The sequence below is a fragment of the Halomonas sp. 3A7M genome (assembly GCF_014897875.1).
Taxonomy (GTDB): Bacteria; Pseudomonadota; Gammaproteobacteria; order Pseudomonadales; family Halomonadaceae; genus Vreelandella.
Genome location: NZ_JABUZD010000129.1, coordinates 1 through 24,222, shown reverse-complemented (window position 1 = coordinate 24,222; position 24,222 = coordinate 1). Strand labels below are relative to the sequence as shown.

At 57.9% G+C, this 24,222-nt stretch carries 17 protein-coding genes; 6 read left to right on the top strand and 11 right to left on the bottom strand.

Going from position 1 to position 24,222, the window contains the following annotated elements; genetic code table 11:
• On the bottom strand, positions 1–1,874 hold a 1,874-nt coding region (locus tag INT19_RS19475; RefSeq protein ID WP_226924593.1), incomplete at its 3' end, for a UvrD-helicase domain-containing protein.
• Between the two features lie 145 nt (positions 1,875–2,019).
• On the opposite strand from INT19_RS19475, the gene pncB reads away from it, so the two are divergent.
• Entirely contained in the window at positions 2,020–3,201 is a 1,182-nt protein-coding gene (gene pncB / locus INT19_RS11810) for a nicotinate phosphoribosyltransferase (RefSeq protein WP_193060881.1), read from the top strand.
• A gap of 17 nt (positions 3,202–3,218) precedes the next feature.
• Here pncB and INT19_RS11805 read toward each other — a convergent pair whose 3' ends face one another.
• Complete coding sequence (locus tag INT19_RS11805) at positions 3,219–3,707, bottom strand: DUF2938 domain-containing protein (protein ID WP_193060876.1); 489 nt, start codon at positions 3,705–3,707, stop codon at positions 3,219–3,221.
• Positions 3,708–3,916: 209 nt separating this feature from the next.
• Between INT19_RS11805 and INT19_RS11800 the strand changes: the two genes are divergently transcribed.
• A complete protein-coding gene (locus tag INT19_RS11800) occupies positions 3,917–4,381 on the top strand; it encodes a helix-turn-helix domain-containing protein (protein WP_193060875.1) in 465 nt (154 codons plus the stop codon).
• 55 nt (positions 4,382–4,436) lie between these two features.
• On the opposite strand, the gene recC is transcribed toward INT19_RS11800, so the two are convergent.
• Positions 4,437–8,063, bottom strand: a complete 3,627-nt coding sequence (gene recC / locus INT19_RS11795) for an exodeoxyribonuclease V subunit gamma (protein ID WP_193060874.1) — start codon at positions 8,061–8,063, stop codon at positions 4,437–4,439.
• A gap of 152 nt (positions 8,064–8,215) precedes the next feature.
• On the opposite strand from recC, the gene ilvD reads away from it, so the two are divergent.
• A complete protein-coding gene (gene ilvD, locus INT19_RS11790) occupies positions 8,216–9,892 on the top strand; it encodes a dihydroxy-acid dehydratase (protein ID WP_193060873.1) in 1,677 nt (558 codons plus the stop codon).
• A gap of 240 nt (positions 9,893–10,132) precedes the next feature.
• Positions 10,133–11,326, top strand: coding sequence for a chromate efflux transporter (gene chrA, locus INT19_RS11785; RefSeq protein WP_193060872.1), 1,194 nt, complete (start codon positions 10,133–10,135; stop codon positions 11,324–11,326).
• Between the two features lie 19 nt (positions 11,327–11,345).
• On the opposite strand, the gene INT19_RS11780 is transcribed toward chrA, so the two are convergent.
• The 4 genes from INT19_RS11780 to INT19_RS11765 form a co-directional block, all read right to left on the bottom strand.
• Positions 11,346–14,441, bottom strand: a complete 3,096-nt coding sequence (locus INT19_RS11780; protein ID WP_193060871.1) for a molybdopterin dinucleotide binding domain-containing protein — start codon at positions 14,439–14,441, stop codon at positions 11,346–11,348.
• Entirely contained in the window at positions 14,434–15,621 is a 1,188-nt protein-coding gene (nrfD, locus tag INT19_RS11775) for an NrfD/PsrC family molybdoenzyme membrane anchor subunit (RefSeq protein ID WP_193060870.1), read from the bottom strand. Before nrfD ends, INT19_RS11780 begins: the two co-directional genes overlap by 8 nt.
• On the bottom strand, positions 15,605–16,381 hold the full coding sequence (gene dsrO, locus INT19_RS11770) for a sulfate reduction electron transfer complex DsrMKJOP subunit DsrO (RefSeq protein WP_125750271.1): 777 nt from the start codon (positions 16,379–16,381) through the stop codon (positions 15,605–15,607). Before dsrO ends, nrfD begins: the two co-directional genes overlap by 17 nt.
• A gap of 256 nt (positions 16,382–16,637) precedes the next feature.
• Positions 16,638–16,910 carry an XRE family transcriptional regulator gene (locus INT19_RS11765; protein ID WP_089039409.1) on the bottom strand — a complete coding sequence of 91 codons (273 nt, stop codon included), beginning with the start codon at positions 16,908–16,910 and terminating at the stop codon, positions 16,638–16,640.
• Positions 16,911–17,128: 218 nt separating this feature from the next.
• Between INT19_RS11765 and purE the strand changes: the two genes are divergently transcribed.
• Positions 17,129–17,641, top strand: a complete 513-nt coding sequence (gene purE / locus INT19_RS11760; RefSeq protein ID WP_193060869.1) for a 5-(carboxyamino)imidazole ribonucleotide mutase — start codon at positions 17,129–17,131, stop codon at positions 17,639–17,641.
• Positions 17,642–17,653: 12 nt separating this feature from the next.
• Positions 17,654–18,829, top strand: a complete 1,176-nt coding sequence (locus INT19_RS11755) for a 5-(carboxyamino)imidazole ribonucleotide synthase (protein WP_193060868.1) — start codon at positions 17,654–17,656, stop codon at positions 18,827–18,829.
• A 53-nt stretch (positions 18,830–18,882) separates the two neighbouring features.
• On the opposite strand, the gene INT19_RS11750 is transcribed toward INT19_RS11755, so the two are convergent.
• The 4 genes from INT19_RS11750 to INT19_RS11735 all read right to left on the bottom strand — a co-directional run.
• A complete protein-coding gene (locus tag INT19_RS11750) occupies positions 18,883–19,701 on the bottom strand; it encodes a TraX family protein (protein ID WP_193060867.1) in 819 nt (272 codons plus the stop codon).
• A 117-nt stretch (positions 19,702–19,818) separates the two neighbouring features.
• The gene (locus tag INT19_RS11745; protein WP_193060866.1) at positions 19,819–21,447 is read right to left on the bottom strand and encodes a serine hydrolase; all 1,629 of its coding nucleotides are present in this window, start codon (positions 21,445–21,447) and stop codon (positions 19,819–19,821) included.
• A 57-nt stretch (positions 21,448–21,504) separates the two neighbouring features.
• Positions 21,505–23,181, bottom strand: coding sequence for a ShlB/FhaC/HecB family hemolysin secretion/activation protein (locus tag INT19_RS11740; protein WP_193060865.1), 1,677 nt, complete (start codon positions 23,179–23,181; stop codon positions 21,505–21,507).
• On the bottom strand, positions 23,178–24,222 hold a 1,045-nt coding region (locus tag INT19_RS11735; RefSeq protein WP_193060864.1), incomplete at its 5' end, for a serine hydrolase domain-containing protein. The genes INT19_RS11735 and INT19_RS11740, both read right to left, overlap by 4 nt.

Sequence of the window (24,222 nt, the reverse complement as noted above, 5' to 3'; positions counted from 1 at the left end):
AGCTTGGCCATGGGCGAGCTAAATACCTTATCGTGGTCGGAAAGGTAAACACTCTTCACCCCTCGGCTGGCCAGCGCTAAGCGAATGGCGCGGGCTTCCAGCAGGCCGTTGACCAGCACTGCCATATCGGAAGGTTTTAGCGGGCTTAGCTCATCGCCTTTCTGGAAGCCGCTTTGGCCTTGTTTATTGCCACTTTGCGCTGCCGCGAGCAGTTCCACCATATAAGAGGCGCAGCGTTCGGCCATTTCGGTCTGGTAGGCGGTTTTGGAAAGTGGCTCTTCGCTTGTTAACGGCCACAGCGTCATGGCAGGCAGCGGCTGGCCTTGGTGGACCAATTGTTCGTCGCGGCCTTTGGCGGCTACTGATAAGAACGGCAGCGGGTTTTCGCCGCCTGATTGGCGAAATAGAAACGCCCCAGCCGGATGCTGATCGGCGTAGTGGAAGCAGTGATTGACGGCTTCCACCATGGCGCGGCTGGAACGGAAGTTGGTGCCCAGCGTGACGTGGCGGCCTGCGGTGTCTTGGCGGGCCTGCAGGTAGGTGAAAATATCCGCACCGCGAAAGGCGTAGATGGCCTGCTTGGGGTCACCGATCAGTAGCATAGCGGCGTCGCGGCGGGGGGGGGCGACGTCATAGACCGCGTTAAAAATGCGGTACTGAATCGGGTCGGTATCTTGGAACTCGTCAATCAGCGCGACGGGAAACTGGCGCAGAATCTGCGCGGCCAGGGCGTCTTTGTTGGGGCCTTGCAGGGCGCGGTCTAAATGGGTGAGCAGATCGTTGGGGCCCATTTCAGCACGGCGTTCCTGCTCGCGCTCCATACGTAGTTTGCACCACTGCACGGCGTGAATCAGCAGGTCGTTGCGCGGTTCGGGTAAGGCGTTGAGAGCGGCGGGCATGTCCGCCAGCGCTTCCCAGGCGGCTGGGCAGGGTGGCGCGCCGTCTTTCCATATCTCGGCCATACCGTCTGGAGTCAGGCGTTTCCAGGCGGCGGGGGTAAGTGCGGGGCGCTCAAGGTCGCTCTCGCACCATTCGCGCAGTGCGCCTAGCCAGCTGGCGCGGCTTTTGGCGTTGAAGCTTTGGCCTTTGAAGGCTTTACGTTTGGCGGCCTCTTCCAGAGCGGGCACTAGTTCATCTAGCCAAGCTGGCCAGGGAGCTTTTAGCGTGCCTAATGTGGCGCTGCGTTCGGCTTCGGCAGCGCTTAGTGTGTCGGCTGGCGCGGGGCGCTGGCTGCCCAGAGCGTCGCTTTCGTGGAGCAGTTTGCGCACATCTTCGTGGAGTTTATCCGGCGATTTCCAGTAGCGGGTAATGCTGCCCAGGGCGTCGGCATCCAGCGGGTAGTAGAAGGTGCGCCAGTAGTCGCGCACCACTTCTTGCTCCAGTTCGCGCTGGTCGTTTTCCAGGTTGAGCGAGAACAGGCTGCCGCTATCGAAGGCGTGTTCGCGCAGCATGCGGTAGCACCAGCTGTGGATGGTGGAAACGGCGGCTTCGTCCATCCATTCGGCGGCCAGTTCTAGGCGGCGGGCGCAGGCGGGCCAAGTGGCCTCTTCGTATTGCTCGCGGAGCTGGATGAGCAGAGAGTCTGAACCAGCATCATCAATGGCCCTAAACACCGCAGCGGCTTCCACCAGCCGGTGGCGGATACGTTCACGCAGTTCCTGGGTGGCGGCATTGGTGAAGGTGACTACCAGAATTTCCGGCGGGGTGAGCGGGCGCACAAAGGCGCTGTCATCTTCGCTGTGCTGCCCGCCCAGCACCAGACGCACGTAGAGCAGCGCAATGGTGAAGGTTTTGCCCGTGCCCGCGCTGGCTTCAATCAGGCGGCTGCCGTGAAGCGGTAGCGTAAGTGGGTTAAGCGGGGCGGGCTGACTCATCACGGGTCTCCGAAAGTAAAGCGCCCCAGCGCGGGGCCAAGACTGTATGAGTGCCCCGCCACCTGATAATCTTGTCGCCAAGCCACTCTTAGGACGCTTAGTTTACGCTACCAGCGGCTTCGGTTCACTTACACGTAGGGATCTCATGCTGACCTCGCTTCTGGATAATGACTTCTACAAAATCACGATGCAGAACGCCGTGATCAAACGCTTTCCCTATGCACATGCACGCTACGCATTTATCAATCGTGGCCAGCACGCGTTTCCTGAAGGCTTTGGTACTGCGCTCCGCCACGAGGTCGATAAAATGGCGGCGCTTCGCCTGAGCGATCAGGAAAAGCGCTACCTGGAAGTTACCTGCCCTTATCTTGACCCGACCTATCTCGATTTTCTGGCCGGCTTCCGTTACGAACCCTCCGAAGTAATCATCGAGCAGCAGGGCAGTGAGCTTTCGGTGGTCATCGAGGGGCCTTGGTACCGCACGATTTTATGGGAAGTGCCGCTGATGGCGTTGATCAGCGAACTTTGGTATCGGCTACGTGGCGTCTCGGTGACCCATGATGACGATGCACTGATCGAGCAACGCACCCAGGAGAAGATCGAGCTTTATCGCCGCTTAGGGCTGAAAATTGCCGAGTTCGGCACCCGGCGGCGTTTCTCCTTTGCGGTTCACGATCGAGTGGTGGAAGCGCTGCGTCACTACGGTGGTGAAGCCTTCAGCGGCACTAGCAATGTACTGCTGGCCATGCGCCACGACGTGAAGCCGATAGGCACCCACGCTCACGAGTGGTTTATGTTCCACGGTGCCCGCTTTGGCTTCAAAATGGCCAACAGTCTTGCCTTAGAGCACTGGGTGGATGTGTATCGTGGCGATTTGGGGATTGCTCTAACGGACACCTTCACATCGTCCGCTTTCTTCGACAGCTTTGATAAAAAATTCGCCAAGCTGTTCGACGGCGTACGCCATGATAGCGGTGACCCGATTGAGTTTGCCTCCCAAACCATCGCGCACTATGAACGCTTGGGAATTAACCCACTGAGCAAAACGATCATTTTTTCGGATGCCTTAACGCCGGAAAAAGTCGAGCGCATTCAAGCGTTTTGTCAGGAACGAATTGGGATGGCGTTTGGCATCGGCACCAACTTCACTAACGATGTCGGCGCTGAGCCGATGAATATGGTGATCAAAATGGTCGAGGCGCGCCCTGAAGGACAGGGCTGGCTGCCGGTGATCAAACTCTCCGATGTGCCGGATAAGCATACCGGCGACCCGGAGATGATTTCGTTAGCAAAGCGGATACTCTCGTTAAGCGAGACGAGTATTTAAGCTGGTTTTATGCTGGCCTAAAGAACCCGCATCACTAGGATGCCTGCCACCCATAGGCCAGCGCCAAAACTGGCGTGCGCGAAAAGACTACGCAGCCTGGCGGTGGTTGGCTGCGGTGTCTTGCGGGCGGCAATCCCTGCGCCCATACCCGGCTGCAGGATTAGAAACGGCGCAATTACCGTTATCACACCGAAGCCTAACGCCGGTATGAGTGTGGGTCGTGCCAGCCAGTTTGGCCCAACCAGCACTAAAAATATGATCGCAAAAGCGATGCCAATCAGGTAGTGGGCCAGCCATCCTAGCGCCATTTCTGCCCGAATCGGGGCGCTTTCACCAATCGGCCGGTGGATGAACCTGCCCTTTGGCAAGTGCCCTAGCCAACGCCCGACCATGGCGTAATTCAGCGAGGGAATACCCAGTAGCCGCTTCTGCAGCAGCGCGACTATGTCCATAAAAGCGGTTGCTCCCAGGCCGAGCAGTAGCGCATCGGTCAGCAGCGCACTCATTGCTGTGCTCCTGGCATTTTTGCCCCGGTCGTTTCTGTGCTTGTTATCTTTGCTCTTGTTAACGGTTTAGCAACGGCGTATGGGCGGCTGTGCGTATTGAAAACAGGCATGCTTGTTAGACTCCTGACAGTGTGGATAGAAGTGTGGGTGGATACGTAAGGGAGAAGCGTTGTAGCCTATTACTTCAAGTCAACTTTAAGTCAAGTGCCATGCTCGATATTTCCGAACTGTCTCGAAAAAGCGGTATTCCTGCCTCGAAATTGCGCTATTACGAGGAAGTTGGCCTGATTAGGTCGGTAGGGCGCAATGGTCTGCGGCGGGTTTTCGAGACCAGCGTTTTAACACGCTTGTCGCTGATTGCGTTGGGGCAGGTCGCGGGTTTTTCACTGGCCGAGATGCGCGACATGCTTGGCACGCAACGGCAGCCGGAAATCGACCGTGAAGCGGTGAGCGCTAAGGCAGATCTTCTCGACCGCCACATTAACGAACTGACAGCCCTTCGTGACGGTTTGCGTCATGTGGCGACCTGCACCGCGCCGAGCCATCTGGAGTGCCCGACGTTTCAACGTCTTATGCGCATCGCATTGGCTCGCCAGACTGGGCGAAGGCCCGAGCAGAAAAAACGCCTTACGCAGAAAAACAGCCGTGCCAAGCAGAAAGGGAGTAAACCCTGATCACCACATGGGCACGGTTGAGCTTGAATAGGGGCTATGCGAGGCGCTTAACGCACTACGATGCCGCTTTCTTGGCGTTATCTTTGTTCGCATCACCTTTCTTCGCATTACCTTTCACGGCGTAAAACAGCGGGGCGTACAGCGCTTCCGTGAGTTCGGCAAAGGTGTGCTTTTCGTTGGCGGTGCGGTCGAAAAACAGCCGCTCGAAGCGGGGCCATTGGTGGCCGAGATAAGGGCTCTGGTCGGCTTCGCCGGTGGTTTTAAATCCGCTCTCATAGACTTTTTCGGCTGCGGCGTAGGCGTCGCTTTCCCTGCCTTTCTCAATCGCAATGTCAGGTGTCCCCAGTTTTGTCAGCCACGCAAAGGCGGCCTGAGGGGCTAGCGGAAGCGGCACTTCTAGGCCGTGTTGCCAAGCGCTTAGCTGGGTTTCCAGGTGGGCGCGGGCGGTGTCGGCAGCGATAGGTTCCAGGGTGATATTGCCGGCCTTGGAAAGTAACTGGGTGTTCATCGGACCGCTGAGATTGCCAGCCAGATGGGCAACCCAGTGGCGTAGCAGCAGATGCCACTGGTACTTACTGTTCTTGATCAGACTACTGCTGAGTAAAAGCAGGCGGCAGCGGTTGCCTGCATCATCCTGGCGTAGCTCGCCCAGCCAGTCTTCCAACGTAATTCCGTTACTACCTTCCAGGTGAATAGCTGCCGGGTCACCTAGCGCAATCGGCCAAGCGTCCAGGGCTTCTTCGTAGTCGCTGAACAGGGCTTCCATGGGTCCTGCTAAGGCATCGCGCATGCGCTCGCCAAAGGCACCCATGGCCAATACGCCTTGGCCCTGAAAACGCTCAAGGGCTGCGTGCAGTGCTTCAATGCGTGGCTCGCCGCGGTCAATGGCGTGGCGCTGGGCGGCGATCAATTGGTCTTGTAGCTGCCAGTTTTGCAGGCCATCCAGGGCGAACGGTTCTTCGTCTAGCTCGGCAATCGCTTCCTGCTCGAAATATACTCCCAGCCGGGTATTGAAAAAGGCGCGTACCGGCTCGCGCAGGAATTGACCTAACTGGCCAAGCGTCAGGTTGGTGGGGATGTTTTCCGGTGGGGGAAGTGTCGGATGGGCAGCTTGAGGCGTGCGCGGTGTGTGTACCTCGCGCCATTCATGTGCATAGGTAAACAGTCGCGAGGCTTGCGGGTTGCTAGCAAAATAAGCGCGGCTAAACGGCTGCAGCGGGTGCTCGGTGGTTAGCGCTTCCAGCAGCGGCGTGCCGTTCTCGATCTGCCAGCCTGCTTCCAGGTGGTCACGCAGTTGGCCGACCAGTACCGAAGGCGGTAGCGGGGTGTTGTCGATTTGGCTTCTGCCTACCCAGCTTATGTAGAGCTGGTCGCGGGCGGAGAGCAGCGCTTCCAAAAACAGGTAGCGGTCGTCTTCCCGGCGGGAGCGGTCACCGGGGCGGTAGTCACTGCCCATCAAATCAAAATCTAGCGGTGGATGAGAGCGGGGGTACTCACCGTCGTTCATGCCTAGCAGACACACGCGCTTAAACGGAATGGCGCGCATGGGCATTAGCGTGGCGAAGTTGACCGCACCGGCTAGAAAGCGTTGGGAAAGGCTGTGTTCATCAATCTGTGCCAGCCAATGTTCGCGCACCATGGAGAGCGGCAGCGGTTCGGTTAACTGGGCTTCCTCGCTGCTTTCCAGCATTTGCTGCAAACCGTTTTCTAGCTTGGTGAGCATTACGCTTTCTTGGGCGTCGTCGGTCAGGAAGAAGGTTTCCAGCAGCGTGCGTAGTCGCGCTACCCAGTTGGCCGCATCGGTGGGCTGGCAGAAGGTTTCCCAGGTCTCTTCGAGCTTTTCCAACAAGGTGGCTAACGGCCCGGCAAGGCCCGCTTCCAGCCCGCCGATATCGTCAAACGGCTCGATTCCTTGCCAAGCGTGGCCTTCGCCCACGGTGTAGCCGAGCAGCAAGCGGCGCAGGCCAAACGCCCAGGTGTTTTGGCTTAACCCGCCGGGTAGCTCAAGCGTCTGGCGCTGCTTGGCATTCAGCCCCCAACGAATGCCTGCACCCTCCATCCAGCGCTCGAGTACCGGTAGGTCGCGCTCTTCCAGTCCAAAGCGCTGGCGCAGGGCGGGTACATCGAGCAGATCCAGTAAGTCGCTGACCGAAAGGCGCAGCTCAGGTAGGCGCAGCAGCTTTTCCAGGGCAATCATTAGTGGCAGGCGGTGGCGGCTGGCTTGGTCGGAAAGCGTATAGGGAATATGCCGTGGGTCGTCATTTTGTAGCTGGCCAAACACTGCGGCGATATGCGGCGCGTAGCGGTCGATATCTGGCACCATGACGATAATATCCCGCGGGCGCAGGTCGGGGTCGGCGCTAAAGGCGGCCAGCAACTGGTCGTGGAGAATCTCAACTTCCCGCTGAGGGCCATGGGCAATATGAAACACTATGGAATCATCTGCCGAGCTTAGCGCGGGCCAGTGGGTTTGGGTTTCCGCCACGGGGCGCAGTTCGCGAATATCATCTTGCAGTTGGCTGAGCAGGCAGTCGCGATCAACGCCGTTAAACGGCTCAAACATATCGATCCGCAGCGCCTGCTGCTCAAACAGGGTTTGGTAGTTGCCCGAATCGTCGTGTTCATCCAGCAGGCGCAGGTAGTCGCGGCCCTGTTTTCCCCAAGCGGCGAGTAGCGGCTGAGCGTGAAGATGCAGGGCATCGTCGGCGTCGCCAGTGCCCAATACATCCAACGCTTCGGGCATACCGGTTTTGCGCCGCTGGCGGTAGCGGTTGGCGCGCAGTAAATCTTTGTGCTCGATGATATCTGCCCAGTAGAACTGGCAGGGGTTGTGCACACACAGCACGATTTGGCAGCAGCGAGAGAGTGCCGCCAGGGCTTCCAGGGTTTGTTGGGGCAGCGATGAAATACCAAAAATAATCAGCCGCCGAGGCAAACCGCGCGGGCAGGGCTGGCCTTCCAATTGTTCAGTCGCTTTCAAAAAGCGCCGATGCACCTGGGCGCGGCTACTGTTGATGCCTGCATCGCCTTGGGTGGCGGCGACATCTTCGCGCAGAATGCGCCATAGCTCGGGCTGCCAGCGCTGGTGCTCTTCCAGCGGGCGGGGTTCGCCCCGAGCGGTAATCAGCACGTCATCACCGTTGGCCCAGGCATCCAGCCAGTCAGCGCGGTAGACCTGATACTGGTCGAACAAATCCGCCAGTCGCTCGGCCAGTTGGTAGTGCTTGCGCTGGTCGCGGTCGACTTCCAAGAACTGCGCCAGCGGCGCGAACACTTCTTGCCCCGCTAGCGTGGGCAGTAGGCGCAGTAGCCGCCATACCAAGCGCGATTTATCAAACGGCGAGGTTTCAGGCACCGCGTCGCCATCTTGATCAACGTGGGTGAGCACCGTGCGGTAGGCCTGCCATAGAAACCGCGCGGGCAGCATGACATCCAGCGCGGCGGCGATACCTGCGCCGCCATTCTCTGGGTCTTCCGCCAACGCTAACTTTAACCACTGCCCAATGCCGTTGCTCTGCACCAGAATGGTCTCGTTTTCCAACGGTCCCAACGGGTGCAAGCGCATCCACTGCACCGCCAGCCCGCGCAAGTCTTCCAGGCGGTTAGCGTGCACCACCATAAAGCCAGGGGTAAGCGACGTTGGCGAGAATGGCGTTGGCGAGCAGTGTGAATTGGCAGACATGCGGTGGTGTTCCTTCACGGCATTAGGCATTGGGAATAGCGCGTAGCGCTATGGTGCCATAAGTTAAGTGCCTTGCGGGATGCGCGTTATATCGCCAAGCTATGTGGATACCGTGCGTAACGCGATGCGAGTCAAGCAAAGAGGAATTCCCCATGACCGAGCCGACTAATAATACCCGCCGCCATTCAGCCCAGGTGGTGGATGGCCCTGGCAAGGCGGCCAGCCGTGCAATGCTGCGGGCGGTGGGGTTTAACGACGATGACTTTACCAAGCCCCAGGTGGGCGTTGCCTCTACCTGGAGCATGGTGACCCCGTGTAATAGCCACATCGGTGAGTTAGCAGAGTTCGCCCGCGACGGTGCCGACGCGGCGGGTGGTAAAGGGGTGATCTTTAATACCATCACTATTTCCGATGGCATTGCTAACGGCACCGAAGGCATGAAGTACTCGCTGGTTTCCCGCGAGGTGATTGCCGATTCCATTGAAACCGTGGCGGGCTGTGAAGGCTTTGATGGGCTGGTGGCGATTGGCGGTTGCGACAAAAATATGCCGGGTTGCGTGATGGGCTTGGCGCGGCTGAATCGCCCCAGCGTGTTTGTGTATGGCGGCACCATTATGCCCGGTAAAGGCCATACCGATATCGTGTCGGTATTTGAGGCGATGGGCGCACACTCCCGTGGTGATATTGATCTGATCGAGCTCAAAAACATCGAAGAAACCGCGATTCCTGGCCCGGGTTCCTGTGGCGGTATGTACACCGCCAATACCATGGCATCTGCCATTGAAGCATTGGGCATGAGCCTGCCGGGCAGCTCGGCGCAGAACGCCATTTCCCAAGATAAGCGCGATGACTGTAAAGCGGCAGGCGAGGCCGTGCTGGCACTGCTGGCCAGTGACATCAAGCCTTCTGACATCATGACCCGCGAAGCGTTTGAGAACGCGATTACCGTGGTAATTGCGCTGGGCGGTTCTACCAATGCGGTGCTGCATTTGATTGGCATGGCGCGCACCATTGGCGTGGAACTGACCCTTGCCGACTTCACCGAGATCGGCAAGCGCGTGCCGGTGGTCGCTGACCTGCGCCCCAGCGGCCACTATATGATGAGCGAGCTGGTGGCGATTGGTGGCATTCAGCCGCTGATGAAAATTCTGCTGGAAGCAGGACTGCTGCACGGCGACTGCTTAACAGTGACCGGTAAAACGCTGGCCGAAAACCTGGAAGAGGTTGAGCCTTATCCCATGGATCAGCAGATTATTGCGCCGTTGGGTAACCCGCTTAAAGCCGAAAGCCATCTGCGCATTCTGTTTGGTAACCTGGCGCCGGAAGGTGCAGTGGCCAAAATTACCGGTAAGGAAGGTACGCGCTTTAGCGGTTCGGCGCGGGTGTTTGGCTCTGAAGAAGAGGCCCAGGCGCGCATTAACGACGGCACCGTGGTGGCGGGCGATGTGGTGGTGATTCGCTATGAAGGCCCGAAAGGCGGCCCCGGCATGCGCGAAATGCTTACCCCAACGTCTGCGATTATGGGGCGTGGCCTGGGTAATGATGTGGCGTTGATTACCGATGGGCGTTTCTCCGGCGGCAGCCATGGCTTTGTTGTCGGGCACGTATCACCGGAAGCCTTCGATGGCGGCCCGCTGGCGCTGGTACAGGATGGTGATGCCATCACCATTGATGCCGAAGCCGACACCATTGAAGTGGACATCAGCGATGAAGAGATGATGCGCCGCCGTGCCGCCTGGCAGCAGCCAGAACCGCGCTACCGCAAAGGCGTGCTGGCGAAGTATGCCAAGCTGGTCAGTTCTGCCAGTACCGGTGCAGTAACCGACTAACCTGCATATCAATACGTGAAGGTGCCTGTATCAGCCCGCGGGTGCCTCATTCGCTCGTGCCTCGCGAGATTCGTTACCACGCGCTACTTAAATCATTGAACAGGAAGATTTTGTAGCGCGGTGTAAGCGTCAGCGCACCCGCGTTGATGAAGCCCCTGCGGATGATCGTGCACACTGTCATCACTGTGTCAGCTTTAAACGGTAGGTTAGGCCTTTTGTCCACATGGGGAAGCTTACGCTATGGCTGAAAAGCACCATCTGAACGAGCGGATAAGCGAGGTGTTTTGGGCGTTTTTGGCCTTGGGATTAACCTCGTTTGGCGGGCCGGTGGCTCACCTGGGCTACTTTCGTACGGCTTTTGTGGAGCGCCGACAGTGGTTAAGCGAAAGCGCCTACGCGGATCTTGTGGCGCTGTGCCAATTTTTGCCGGGGCCTGCCAGTAGCCAAGTGGGCTTTGCTTTGGGGTTAATGCGTGCCGGGCCTTGGGGTGCGGCCATGGCGTGGCTGGCATTCACGCTGCCTTCCGCCATAGTACTGGTGCTGTTCGCGTTTGGCGCGGCGGTACTGGATGGCCCGATTGCCAGCGGCATCATTCATGGCTTAAAAGTTGTCGCGGTAGCCATTGTGGCCCACGCGGTGTGGGGCATGGCGCGTAACCTTTGCCCTGATAAAACCCGGGTGGGAATTGCGCTGGCGGCAGTGTTTGTAGTGGTCATGGCCAGCGGGCCGCTGGGGCAGGTAGCTGCGATTGTGCTAGGCGGTATAGCGGGGTTGGCACTGTGCCGTATGGTTGCCGCTGCTACGCCCAGTGAACCACTGCAGTTTCCGGTATCCCGCCGTGCAGGCTCGGTGGCGTTGGGGCTGTTCGCTGCGCTGCTGATACTACTGCCGCTAATGGCAGGCAGCGCTGGGTGGCTAACGGTGGCAGATGCGTTTTATCGTTCTGGTGCGCTGGTATTTGGCGGTGGGCATGTGGTGCTGCCGCTGCTGGAAGCGGAAGTGGTGCAATCCGGCTGGGTTAGCGCAGATGAGTTTTTGGCAGGCTATGGGGCTGCCCAGGCGGTGCCAGGGCCGCTATTCACCTTTGCTGCCTACTTAGGCGCGCTACTACCCGGTATGAATGGCGTGGTTGGCGCGCTGCTGGCGCTGTTGGCGATCTTTATTCCTGGCTTTTTGCTGTTGGTGGGAGTGTTGCCCTTTTGGAATCACTTTCGCCGCTGGCAGAGCGCTCAGGCGTTGATGCGCGGCGCTAACGCGGCAGTGGTAGGTATTTTAGGCGCGGCGCTGTATCAGCCGGTATGGACCAGCGCGATTATTGGGCCTTATGAATTTGTTTTGGCGCTGACAGGCTTTTTACTGCTGACCGTCTGGAAGCTACCGGCGTGGATTGTGGTGATCGTCATCGCCTTGGGTGGGGTAGTGATCACGCTGTAGTGTCACTACCCCAACCGGTTTAAACGCGGCTTACTCTTACCGGAAGGCCTTGGCGCACGCTGGCGCCGCTAATCGGTTCAAGCCAGGTGCCGCCTACCTCCCGTGTAGGGTCTTGAAAGCCCAGGTCGTTGATGTTGATACCTGCGCGCATCCAGGGCATATCTGGCTGGGATTGACCGTCAATGATGTGTGGCGTGGCACCTAAATCTTTGTGCCCGTAGCCGTGCTCAATGCCTAATGCACCGGGCACAACGCTTTCGCTCACCAGCGCAAGCCCCACTATGCTTCCGCCTGGGCTTTCAATGCGGATGGTGTTGCCATGCTGGATGCCGAAGCGCTCGGCATCTTGGCGGTGCATTTGCACAGGGTTATACGGCTTGATCATTCTTAGCCGCTCGTTACCAATGGCGTAAGAGTTCATCAGGTTAGACTTGAATGAAAACGCTAGCAGCGGCCACTCCTGCTCGGAAAAAACCTCACGCATGGGTTGCTTGTTGGCGAGCTGTGGCAATTTGTGACAGGGCACGCCGCTATTGGGTAACCCGTTAGTGGTATCAATGCTGGTGCCCACCGCTTCGTTATACACACACAGCGTTTTTTTCCACTGATGTTTCAGGTGTTCGCCAACAAAGTGTTCGCTGGCATCCTCGAAGCGCCCGCCCCGGGCGTAAAGGTAGGCAACGCGGCCGCGCTCGTCGGCTTTAAGTGTACGTTCGAGTTTGGGCAGTAGCGGGGCAATGCCGCCATGGGTAATGTCCGCGGCGTTCGCTTCGGGCAGTGGTTCATCTTGAAAGGCAATATTGGCGGCCGCCCGTAGGTAATAATCTTCAGCGCGGTTGAGCGGGTGAAGATTGCCGTCGGCATCGGGAATAGCGTTGTCGCCGAAGCCTGGCAGCCCTAGCCGTTTAGCAACGGCGATAAAGAAGCTGTCCATGGATACCGGCTCGCCTTCGGCGGTTTTTTGCTGGCGGGGTTCTACCACTGGCCAGCAAGCGGTGGAGAGTTTACCCAGCGTGCCTTTCCAGGAGCCTGCAAAGCCCCATACTTCGTACATCACCGAATCAGGCACAATGTAGTCGGCATAGCGGTTGGTTTCATTGATAAACCCATCGATTGCAACAAATAGCCCCAACCGTTTGGGGTCTTTCAGCTTATCAACAATTACCCCTTTCAGGCCCGCTTGACCATAAATTGGGTTAGCCATACAGCCAATCACCGCTTTGATCGGATAGGGGTAGCCATCCAATGCGGAAGGTAAGTGCTCGGTGAGCGTTGGCGGTGCCAATGAACGCCAGGGCGCTTTCGCGGGATAGGGGTTTTCGTCTGCCGCGACCTTGCGCTGGTACTCCGATGATTTCTCATAGGGAAAACGTGAACGGGAGAGGAACACCCCTTGGGGCCCACGTTTGCCAGGGAAGTTGGCGAGGTCGTAGCGGGGGCCTTCGCCGGTGCCGCTGTAGGTGCCGCCGCCCACGGCGCTGCCACCTTTCATATTGTAGTTGCCAGCCAACAGGTTAAGCATTTGCACGCCAAACGCGGCGTAAAAGCCATTGCCTGACATCATGCCGCCGTGGCAGTTAACGGCGGCTTTCCTGCCATGGCTAGCATAACGTTGAGCCAGCTCGATAATCGTTGCCTTGGGAATGCCGCAATGTTCAGCGTAGGTGTCCAGGTCGTACTGATTGGCAGATTCACGCAGCAGCGCTAGGCTGGTTTTGACGGTGACAGTCGTGCCATCCACCAGGGTGACTGGACGTTCGGCAAACAGGTCGGCGGTCATTACCTCTTCACTGAGTGCGAGTTCGCCCTCTGACACCACGACGGGTAGGTCGGCATCGCTACCTGGTTCGGCAAAACCAAGGTCGCTGGCGCGCAAAAAGTAGCCTCGGCGCGGGTGCTCGAAGGTATCAATCACTAAATGGGTGGCGTTGGAGTGAGTGGTTTCCCCCGCTGCATCGGCGGCGGCTTGACCGGGTAATTCCAGAAATTCCTGCGCATAGCCGTCGTTATCCAGTAGCCACTGAATAAGCGCCATGGCAAAGGCGCTGTCGGTGCCAGGGCGGATCGGTACCCAGCGGTTGTTGTCTGCGGCATGGGAAGTCGCAGCATTAAGCGCGGGGTCCACCACCACATATTCCAGCGTGCCGGCGGCGCGTGCCTGTGCTAGCAAGCGGCCCTGGCGTTTAAACGGGTTGCCTGCCTGGCTGGGGGCGCAGCCGATATACATGATAAAGCGTGCGTTCTGGATATCTGGCTTTACGTGAGCATTCGTGACGATATTATTCATCACTGCTCCAGACCCCATGCGGAACGCTAGGCCGCAGTAGGCGCCATGATGGCCATAGTTGCGGGTCGCAAAGGCATTCAAGGTGAAGCGTTTAAGCAAATCCGAGCGCCCGTAGTCGGTGGCTTCCATGACCATCAACTGATTAGCCTTGGGGCCGTACTCCGGGTTGTCGGGGTCAATCAGCGTGTCGTGGTCGCGAATGTCACGCAGGCCGTCTACTTGTCCTTCACCGAACAGATCGCCCCCTTCGCAAATTTCCTCGATAAGTTGCTCAAACGATATTTTTTGCCACTCGCGACTGCCTCGTTCACCGACCCGTTTAAGGCAGTGATCAATACGGAACGGGTTGGTGATCTGGCTCATCATTGCGTTGCCACGGGCGCACGCGGTGGAGCGGTTAACTTGCCCGTGTTCTTGATAAGCACTCACGCTGCGCAATGCATCCGCTACCGGTGAGCGCATTGGCAAATGGTCATCGGCAGAAAGCGGATGATAGGGGTTGCCAGCTACTCGTAGCACTTCGCCGCGCGTGTCATCGACCCGCACGCGCACTCCACACTGGGTGGTGCAGCCGTAGCAAATAGTAAAAGCCACCCGTTGATCGGGGGCGAGGGTTAGTTCGCCGGTCGCTAAATCGACACGATATTCAGGCGTCAGCGAATTGCCATGAATATTATGCTGCGGTTTTTCACCTGCGCTGCCGGTAATGCCTTTGGCCATTTTAGCCAGCGGGTCGGCGTAGCCCACGGCAAAGGTAGCGGCACCGCCAGCGGCAGCGGCGCCTTTTAGAAAGCGACGGCGTGAGGGATCTTGAGCAGACTTAGCCATGACTAGGCGCTCCTTTGTTAGCAGTGAGTGGGGCGCGAGATGCATCTTGGGCGTTGCCTGGTAGCTGGCTACCTTGTTGAGCCTGTCGCCATGGAATAAATAGTTCGATCAGTAAAATGGCCGCCAGCCACAGCCCGAAAGTGCCGACAATGCCTAAAATGCCGGAAGAACCAGCAGGGATACCGTAGTGATGGAAACCTGCGCTGTTACGAGCCACATGTTGAACATCCATCAGCACTACCCAACGGAACATCCAGCCCATGTGGATAGCCACCAGCCCTAGCAACCATGCCCAGGCAAACAGTGCTGGCTGGCGCTGAGCCGAACGTGTTAACAGAAATACCACGCTGGCAAATAGCGCAACGCCGGTAAGGCCACCCCAAAGTGCGGTGCTGCGCCAAGAGGGGCTGAAGCGGACAGATTCCAGTGCCGCCGCCACTGAGCCAACGTGGGCATTCAGGCCGTCTAACAGCCAACTGAGCGCGATAAGCCCCGCTAGCGCACAGAAGACTAGCAAGACATAAAGCATTTGCCGGGTAACGGCGGGCGCGCAGAGTCCGCTCACGCGGTTGAGGACCAGTATTAACCCAGCGGCGGCAATAAATCCGCTCGCTACCAGCATGGGCGGTAGCCAAATGGTGTTCCATAACGGGCGAGCCTTGACGATAGCTAGCTCCGCTCCGGTGTAGAGCATAATGCCGCTTGAGAGTACCAGGGCGGCTAATCCCACCAGAGCCACCAGCGCTTTGGGTGTCGCACTACTGCCCATGCTCAGCCACTTGGCGATCAACCCGCTCAGCCCCGCTGCCTGTTGCCGGGCCTGCAGCGCGGGTCGCCAAGCCAGCCAGGCGAAGCCTAAAACGCTGATCAGATACAGCGGCAGTACCACACTGCCAATCGACATCCACGAATGCGTATTGGCGTAGGCGTAGAAATGCCAAAAGCGCAGTGGCTGATGTAGATCTGCCAATAAGGCCACCGGCGCGACTAGCGTTGTGCTGACGCAGGCGATCATTGCCAGACGTGCTGTAGGCAACCAGGATTGCTTGCCAAACACCAGTGCGGGCGCTGCCAGCCAAAGGCTGGCGTAGGAGACCGCAATCATAAAAAAGTACTGCACTGCCCAGGGATACCAGGCGATGTCATAGCGTGGGGCGAGTAGTTCAATGGTGGAATTCATAGCCCATCTCCTGGCCGTGTGGGTCGAGCACTTCAAGCGCCACGGGTTCTGCCACGGGGCGCGTCGTGAATCGTTCGTCCATACCTAAATAGAACACTTGGGGAAGGGTGTTTTTTTCTGGCTGAAGCACCATGAGCGCGTCGCGATGCTCGTTGATCAGACGGCTGATTTGGCTGTCTGGATTGCGCATATCGCCAATAATGCGGGCACCACCCACACAGCTTTCAACGCAGGCAGGCAGTAGCCCTGCTTCTAAACGGTGAGCACAGAAGGTGCATTTGTCGGCAGTTTGAGTGCGTTCGTTAATAAAACGGGCATCGTAGGGGCAGGCGTTGACGCAGTAAGCACAGCCGACGCAGCGGTCGCTATCGACGACAACGATGCCATCCTGCTGTTGATAGGTCGCCTCAACGGGACAAACCGGCACACAGGGCGGATTTTCGCAGTGGTTACATAGCCGCGGCAGCATAAACGTTGCCAGTTCACCACTTTCTTGGTGTTGCACTTCGTATTGAGAGACAGTGGTTCGAAACTGGCCAAGCGGTGCAGCATTCTCGATATGGCACGACACCGTGCAGGCTTGGCAGCCGATGCATTGGCGAAGGTCGATTAGCATGCCGTAGCGTTTGCTAGGATCGCCCTCGCGGCGGGCAGGCTGCTGATTAATGCCAGCTTGAGCAAGACTGGATAGCGGCACTAGCGCAGCGCCCGCGCTTAGTCGGGCCAACTGGCCTAGCAACGACCGACGAACGGCGTCCATAACGCCTCCTTAGCTGATAAAGATGTTGCTGATAGAAACAAGCGGTTGTTTCACAGCGAATGATCTGGATACGCTAAGGTTACGCCTTTGGTATTATAAAAAGTTGATACGTGTCAATGGGTTAGCGAGGGTTTCTTAATGCTCCCTTAATCCTTGAGCGCTAATTGGCTGTTTTGAAACAAAAACAGGCCTGCCCAGCGGGCAAGCCTGTTAGCAAACAAAGGGGATGAATGATTACGTTAGGTAGCAACTATTGCTATGGCGTCTCCAGCTCTAACGTGCGACGCAAGACATTGAGTTCATCAATATCTAGGTGCTCTAGCCTTCCGGCGAGCAGGTCGCTGATCTTTTGTACTGGAAGCCCAGCCCGGCGGGCTATTTCGCGGCTTCCCAGATCTGATACGGCGATCAGGCGGGTAATGATACGCATTAGGCGCGTACGTTTTTCTAAATCCCTGACATCGAGGTCAGGGCTGCTTCGCGGAGGATCTAGCGTTTCTGCGTGAGCAGTTGAGTATGCCGTACTCATGGGACTCCATCAGTCTGAAATGACAAACACACAATGCCGCCAAGTCGCGCGCTTTTCAATGCTACTTTGATTAAAATTTCGATCTATTTACAAACGCGCTCTAAGCGACTAGCTCTGGTAGACTATGCGCCTTCTAATTTCCTGGTGAGCCGCTTGCGGCACACGGCACATTAAACGCTTGATTGCTTTAGTAGGCCCTTTGGCCGAGGAGTTTTTGCATGTCGAACAGCGCACCCAAAGTGGGCGTGATCATGGGGTCGAAATCTGATTGGCCTGTCATGGAACACGCGGTGGCGATGTTAGAGCGGCTGGGCGTCCCTTATGAGACCCGCGTCGTCTCCGCTCATCGTACCCCTGACTTGTTGTTTGACTATGCTAAAAGTGCCGCTGAACGTGGCTTGCAAGTAATTGTGGCGGGAGCGGGCGGTGCTGCCCATTTGCCCGGCATGGTGGCTTCCCAAACGGCGCTGCCAGTGCTGGGCGTGCCGGTGGAATCCAAAGCGCTTAAAGGCTTGGATTCATTGCTTTCAATTGCGCAGATGCCCGGTGGCATCGCTGTTGGCACACTGGCGATTGGTAAAGCAGGCGCGACCAATGCAGGCTTGTTGGCAGCACAGATTGTCGGTTTGCAGGACACCAACGTGCGTGAAGCGGTCGAGGCTTTCCGCGCTGAGCAAACTCAAATGGTGCTGGATAACCCAGACCCTCGCCCCGATGCGGAAGCGAACTAAGGAATCCTGGCCATGAATTCTGGTATCTCGAAAAGCTCTGGTAGTTCGAAAAGCGCTGGCATCGTTAAGAACATTGGTGTGCTCGGTGCAGGCCAGCTTGGTCGTATGCTGGCATTGGCTGGCTATCCGCTAGGTAATCGCTTCACGTTTTTAGACACGACCGGCAACCCGAGTGCGGGCATTGGCGACGTTGTTATCGATCCCAATAACCAGCATTTGGCAGAGTTTCTCGATAAGGTCGATGTAGTAACCTACGAGTTTGAACATCTGCCCGTAGCGCTGGTTGAGCAAATTGAACAGCACAAACCCGTTTACCCAGGAAGCCGGGCGATTGCCGTTTGTCAAAACCGTGTTGAAGAGAAAGCCCTATTTGATCGCTTGGGTATTCCGACACCTGCCTACCGTGTCGTTGAGAGTGCCGAACAGCTTGAAGCGGCAGCGAATGAATTGGGCTGCCCGGTGGTCGCCAAGTCAGTGACAGAGGGGTATGACGGTAAAGGGCAAGCGGTGCTGAAAGTGCCGGAGCAGGCTGAAGAGGCATGGAAGAGCATTGGTCACCGTCAGCTGATCGTTGAGGCATTTGTCGATTTTGTACGGGAAGTCTCGATGATTGCCGTGCGCGGTCGTGATGGGGATGTGGTGTTTTATCCCATGGCGGAAAATCAGCATGTAGACGGCATTTTGCGCTATTCCGTTGCGCCGCTGCCGGATTTAGCTACCAGCGTTCAAGAGACAGCCGACAGCTACATTCGTATGCTGTTGGATGAGTTGGATTATGTGGGCGTGATGGCGCTGGAACTGTTCCAAACGCGGGATGGCAGCCTATTGGCTAACGAGATGGCTCCACGCGTGCATAATTCTGGCCACTGGACCATGGACGGTGCGGTCACTAGCCAGTTTGAAAACCATCTGCGCGCTGTGCAAGGCCTACCGCTCGGCAGCACCCAGGCTATTGCACCTACTTGCATGGTGAATGTTATTGGCCAGGAAGGTGACAATGCCGCGCTGCTGGCGATTGGCAATACTCACCTGCATCGCTATGACAAGGAAGAGCGTGCAGGGCGTAAGCTGGCACATGTCAATGTCGTCGCTGACACGCATGCCGAGCTGCTTGAAAAAGTGCGTGCGTGCCAGGCATTACTACCTGATGCACCGCCGGTGGCGTGGAGTTTCGAACGCTCACTGTAAAGTTGATGAATTATCACTACGAAGCCGCCTGATTAGGGCGGCTTCGTCGTTGATTACCCCGCCAGTTGGCCGCTAAGCAATAGCCATAGCGCAATTAAAGCAAAGTGTCCTGGATACCAAGCGAGCCATAGGCGACGTGGCATGGCCAGGGCTACGGATGGCACACGTTGGGCGGCACCTGCTGCCAGCATCAATATCACCACGCAAGTGCCAACGGTAAACGACTTTGCCATGTCTGAAGCGTTCATTTGACCGGCTATCCAAAGTGCGGGAAATGCGGCTAAACCTGCCCACAAGCGCGATTTTAGCGCGTCGCGGGTTTCGTTAAGCGCCTGCATGGCAAACATTAATAGCGGAATCAGTAGCAAACCGTTATGGCCGTACTCCACCCAGAACCCCAACAAATACCAAACGGTGACGCCTACCGCTGCTCCAAGCATTAGCCAAGCTAATCCTAGCGTCTGCTGTTGATAATGCTGCCAACCTTGGCGAACCAGTGCGCCCAGCGCTAAGCCACAGGCAAGCGTGAAGCAGACATTAAGAATAAAATCGTCAGACGCGCGTGGCATCAGCATATAAGGCAACTGAGCCACTAAACCAATGACCAGTATGCGGCGTGAGTAGCGTAGTGGGTTACGGGTATTAAACAGCCCGTGCCAGGCAACCATTGCCGCAAACAAGGGGAAGGCGATACGGCCAATGGACGAGCCTGCCCAGCTTAAGTCCCAGTCACCCGGCAACACATAGCGAGTAAGGTGATCTACGGTCATGGTGAATAGCGCCAGCCATTGACCCCAGGCGGTCCAATGAGACGAGGGGCGCGCATCGTAAGCCGCCTCGGCGGAGACGTTTGCAGTGGTTTGTTCAGCCATTAGACTTCCTTGTGAGTTTCCTTACTGGATTACAGACTCGATTTGACTGAGCAAGTTCGGTGCAGGTTTAAGTGCTAGTTTAAGTACTAGTTTAAGTGCTAGGGGTGACAGAGCTTTTCAGCTAAATGGCCGCTGAAATTCTCCAAGGCCCGCCTCGTTAAGATGCTCAACGGTCATCGTTTCTGCTTTTCCATCCGCGCCCATGGTGAATTCGACCTGCGAAACCGAGCCCTCTGGTTGGTTCTCTGTCACCGGGAAGGCGACAAAGCGATCGCCGTCCCAGTGGGTCAACCGCAGGTGCTGTGGCGCGGGGCCAACTTCGAGTACCAAACCGTCAGCGGTCTCACGCACCTCAGCCGCCCCGAAATAGGCATTGCCATAGTCCCCTGCATAAGCGTCGGCAGATCGGGCCTCGGTGGGCTCAGTCGGAGGTGTCACACCCACCAGATCTCCGGCCGGGGCAGAGAGCGGTGCTATGCGTGGCCCGTAGGCCGCCAGCCAGTCGCGCTGTTCCACACCAAACTCTGCCAGATCAAGAAAGCTGGCCGTCAGCGCCTCGGGGAGACCCGTGGGGGTGGCATTGGTCAGCACGATGATCCCAAGCCCAAGGTCCGGCAGCATCGAATAGGAGGTCGCCGCACCAAAAGCGAAGGCGCCCGAATGGCTCACCACGACACGCCCAGTGGGACGCACCCCGACGCCAAATCCGTAACCATAGGTACCAGCCCGATCGGCCGCGTCACCGGGGCGGCTGCTGATGGCATGCGGTGAAAGCGCGGGCACGAGCGCTTCGGGCGCAATCAGTTGCTGTTCTGCAAAGCGCCCGTTGGAGAGCACCAGCTTCATCCATTTCGCCATGTCTCGCACGCTGGAGCTTACCCCACCCGCCGGACTTTGCGCATCGGGCTGGCGCAGGTCTGCCACTCGGAAGCCGTTGGCATCCGGTACATGGCTAGCGGCGCGATTGTCGCGCGCCATGTAATCTGAGTGGCGCGAGCTGGTTGCCTCCATGCCGAGCGGACCATAGAGCGCCTCTTCCGAGAGCGTTGACCAGTCCTTGCCGGTTGCGGTGGCTACCGCCTCTGCGGCAGCCGTCAGGCCGAAATTCGTATAGGCGTAATCGGCTCTGAACTGCCCCATGGGCAGCTGCGCCAGCCGCTCCAGTACAGCGCGACGGTCATAGCCTATATCCTCGAGATCATCACCGGCGTGGTCCGGCAGGCCCGAGCGGTGCGCATAGAGATCCCCGATGGTGACATGATTGCTGACCCAGGGATCGCCCAGGTCGAACCACGGTAAGTGGTTGCGCACCGGATCATCCCAACTGACGGTCCCTTGCGAAACCTGCGTGGCCACCACCGTGGCTCCGACAGATTTGGACAACGAAGCGAGCAGAAAGACCGTATCCGCATCAACCTGTTCCTCCGCGCCCTCCGCCCGTAGCCCCCAGCCGCGCATCAGCAGTGTCTCTTCCCCATGTACCACGGCAACGGCGAGGCCCGGTACCCCGGTTCGCTCCAACATATCCTGTGCCAACTCATCCAGCGAAGCGACCGCCTCATCGATCCGTGCCTGCGGCACTGGCAATAGGTTCACCCGCGCAGGAGAGATCGCCGGGTCCGGCAAGGTGATGGCTGGCAGCGTCTCCGCATGGAGCGGAGCATTGAACGCAAGCAATGCGGCGACAGCGCTAAGAACGCTCAAGGCCGAGGTCATAAGGGAGCGTACGGCTTTCGGTGTGGTCATGTCAGGATCTCCTGTGGGATGGGTGGCGCGACAGGTGAGGCGATACCTCCTAGCGGATCAGAAGGGCATTGCCAGTTGGAAAATTAGTTTGCCCCCCTTGTCGTCCACTATGTCAGAACGGGTCCAAGGAAGCGCACCGATAACCTGGAAATTCAGCCGTTCTTCTAACGTTCCACCAAGGCCCACTCCATAGGAGCCAAGATACATGTGTCCGGTGACGTCGTCGGACCAGGCTGCGCCGTAATCCACGAAGGCCGAGGTTGAAAGCGTGGGCAGGAGTGCCAGCCCGATATCGACCTCGTGGCTTACCCGGGCCGAGGCCGCTGCACCTTTGTCGCCAGAGATGGTACCGCTATCGAAGGCTCTGCCATAAGTCTCGCCTCCAATGCCGAACTGAACAGCCCCCGGCAGGGGCCTGCCAGAGTACTGGCCGCGAGCCAACAATGTCATTGTCGTCGCCTCGCTGAGCGCCTGTGTGTAGTCCAGTTCGGCGGTAACAAAGTGGAAGTCATCTGGCACCGCGCCCAGATCAATATCCGAGTTCGTGCCGAGATTCAACGCTCCTTCGAGGTTGATCTCGGAGGTCTCAAAGCTCTGGCTATATTGCAGTGAGTTCGTCGCCCAGCGGATCCGGCTGCGGGCAGCGGCCGAGCCAAAAACGTCCACGTCATCGTTACGCACCGTCAGCTCAGCCTGCCCCCAGAGTGACCTGTCCAGCGTCCGCAGAAACGGATAGGACATAAACGCCGTGCCTATGGCTGATGTCACATCGATGTCTGGCGCACCAGCTCCTCCGTCGGGGTGTTGGCGCAGATAAACAACGCTATAGCCCGCGCTAAGCCCGTTCGAGCTGATCGGATAGCTTTGCATCATTTGAAGCAGTGTCATCCGGTCAGGGTGTTGCGGTGTGATGACGCCGGTTAGGTTGGTGGTCTCGAACCTGCGCAGGACATCGTTTAGGGTCACCATACTGGCCATTTGTAGTGGGCCAACGGCGTCGGATCCCAGATTATCGAGCCCGATCATTCCTGCGCTGCGATGCTGTGCGACCTCCAGCCGCAGCACTCCGCCGCCCGTCGCGCCTTCGGGGCGCACAAACGTGCCTTCAATCGACAGTCCGGCAAGATCACTCATTAACAATAGTTCGCGCTCGGCCGCCTTTACCCGAATCGGGTGCATGTCGAGAATACGTTGCAGGTAAGGGGACAGTCGGTTCTCGATGCCGGGGATATTGCTGTTGATCTCGATACGGTCGACATAGCCTTCGAATACCTGCAGCTTGATCTGTCCGTCAGAAAAATCCTGCACCGGCACCACTGTCTTGGAAAAATAGCCCGCAGCGAGATAGGCCGCGTCAACAGCATCTGCCATGCGGTAAAGGTCAGCTAGCGTAATTTCGGTGCCGATTTTGCTCTGCCAGATTGGCATCAACGCCGACAATGGTAGAGTCCGCGCGCCATCAATGTGCACCGAGTTCAAGCGAAAACGGATGCTTTTGGCGCGATCTAAGTCGATCTTGTCGCGTTCGTCCTGCACGCCGATGGCGACACTGCCCACCTGTGGCGGCGGTTCATAGCGTTGTAGAATGACAGTTTGCTCGGAGAGGATACGGTCGACGTTCGGCAAGCCCTGTGAAAAGGCCGGGCCCGCGTAACAGGCGCAAAGCAGTGCCAGTGCGCCCAAGCGAAGGGGTGAGGAGCAGCTGGGATGGAGCTGCAATGTTAACGCGCTCACTCTGCCGGAACCGTCGGTGGCATAGAAAACGGATGCCCGAGGGCGACGGATAACGCCTCAAACACGCGGCTAGCGGGCGAGCTGCACGCAAGTTCGTCGGGGTTATTCGGTAGCACGTCCTCATCCCCGCAATCGCCCGAAGGGATGTCGCTGTTAGCCTGGACGACTACCGTCGTGTCTGTCGTCGTGTCGTAAAACACCGTCGTGTTGTAACCCGGCAGTTCGCCCGTGTGGCCGACCCAGCCGTCGACGCATCCCATGGCGATGCCGTAGCCCGCCGGCTCGGGGAAGGACCGCAGGCGCTCCTGCTGTGTCTCGGCGCTCAACAGGCCTTTGCCTGTGCCGAGGGATCGCCCGTAAACCAGCAGGTCGTCGAGAGTTGATATCATTCCACCTGCTGTCCATCCCCAAGACGGATTCCAATGCGTCGCGTTCGAAGGCGCTGTCGGCTTGGCAGCATCACCTTGCAGGGTAAATCCCTGCGGATAAGGCGTCGGCATAAGGGTGGCACCGTCAGGACCGATGGTCTCTGTCAGGCCCAGTGGTTCCAGGATCATCGAAGCAAAGACAGTATCGATATCTTGCCCGGTCACCTGCTCAATCACGAGGCCCAGCAGCACGGTATTGGTGTTTGAATAATTGAATTCCTCCCCCGGCGCAAAGATCGGTGAACCGGGGAGGGCAAAATCGAGCAGCTCCTGCGGCGTATAAGGCAAGTTAGGATCTGCGAAGAACTGATCAAGGAAAGGGTCCGCCTGAGTATAGCTCAGCAGGCCGCTGGTCATGCTGGCCAGATGGCGTAGGGTGATGATATCGCCATTGGGAATGCCGGACACATACTGGTCGATCGTATCGTCGAGTGATAGCTTGCCAGCTTCGGCCAGCTGCATCAGGGCGGTACCGGTGAAGGTCTTGGTGATCGATCCGATCCGGGTATGCATGCCGACTTCCATCGCAGCCTCGGTTTCGGGATCCGCAACGCCCCAAGCACCGCTCCACCTGCCCTCGGGTGTGACAACGCCCGCAATAATCCCCGGCGCA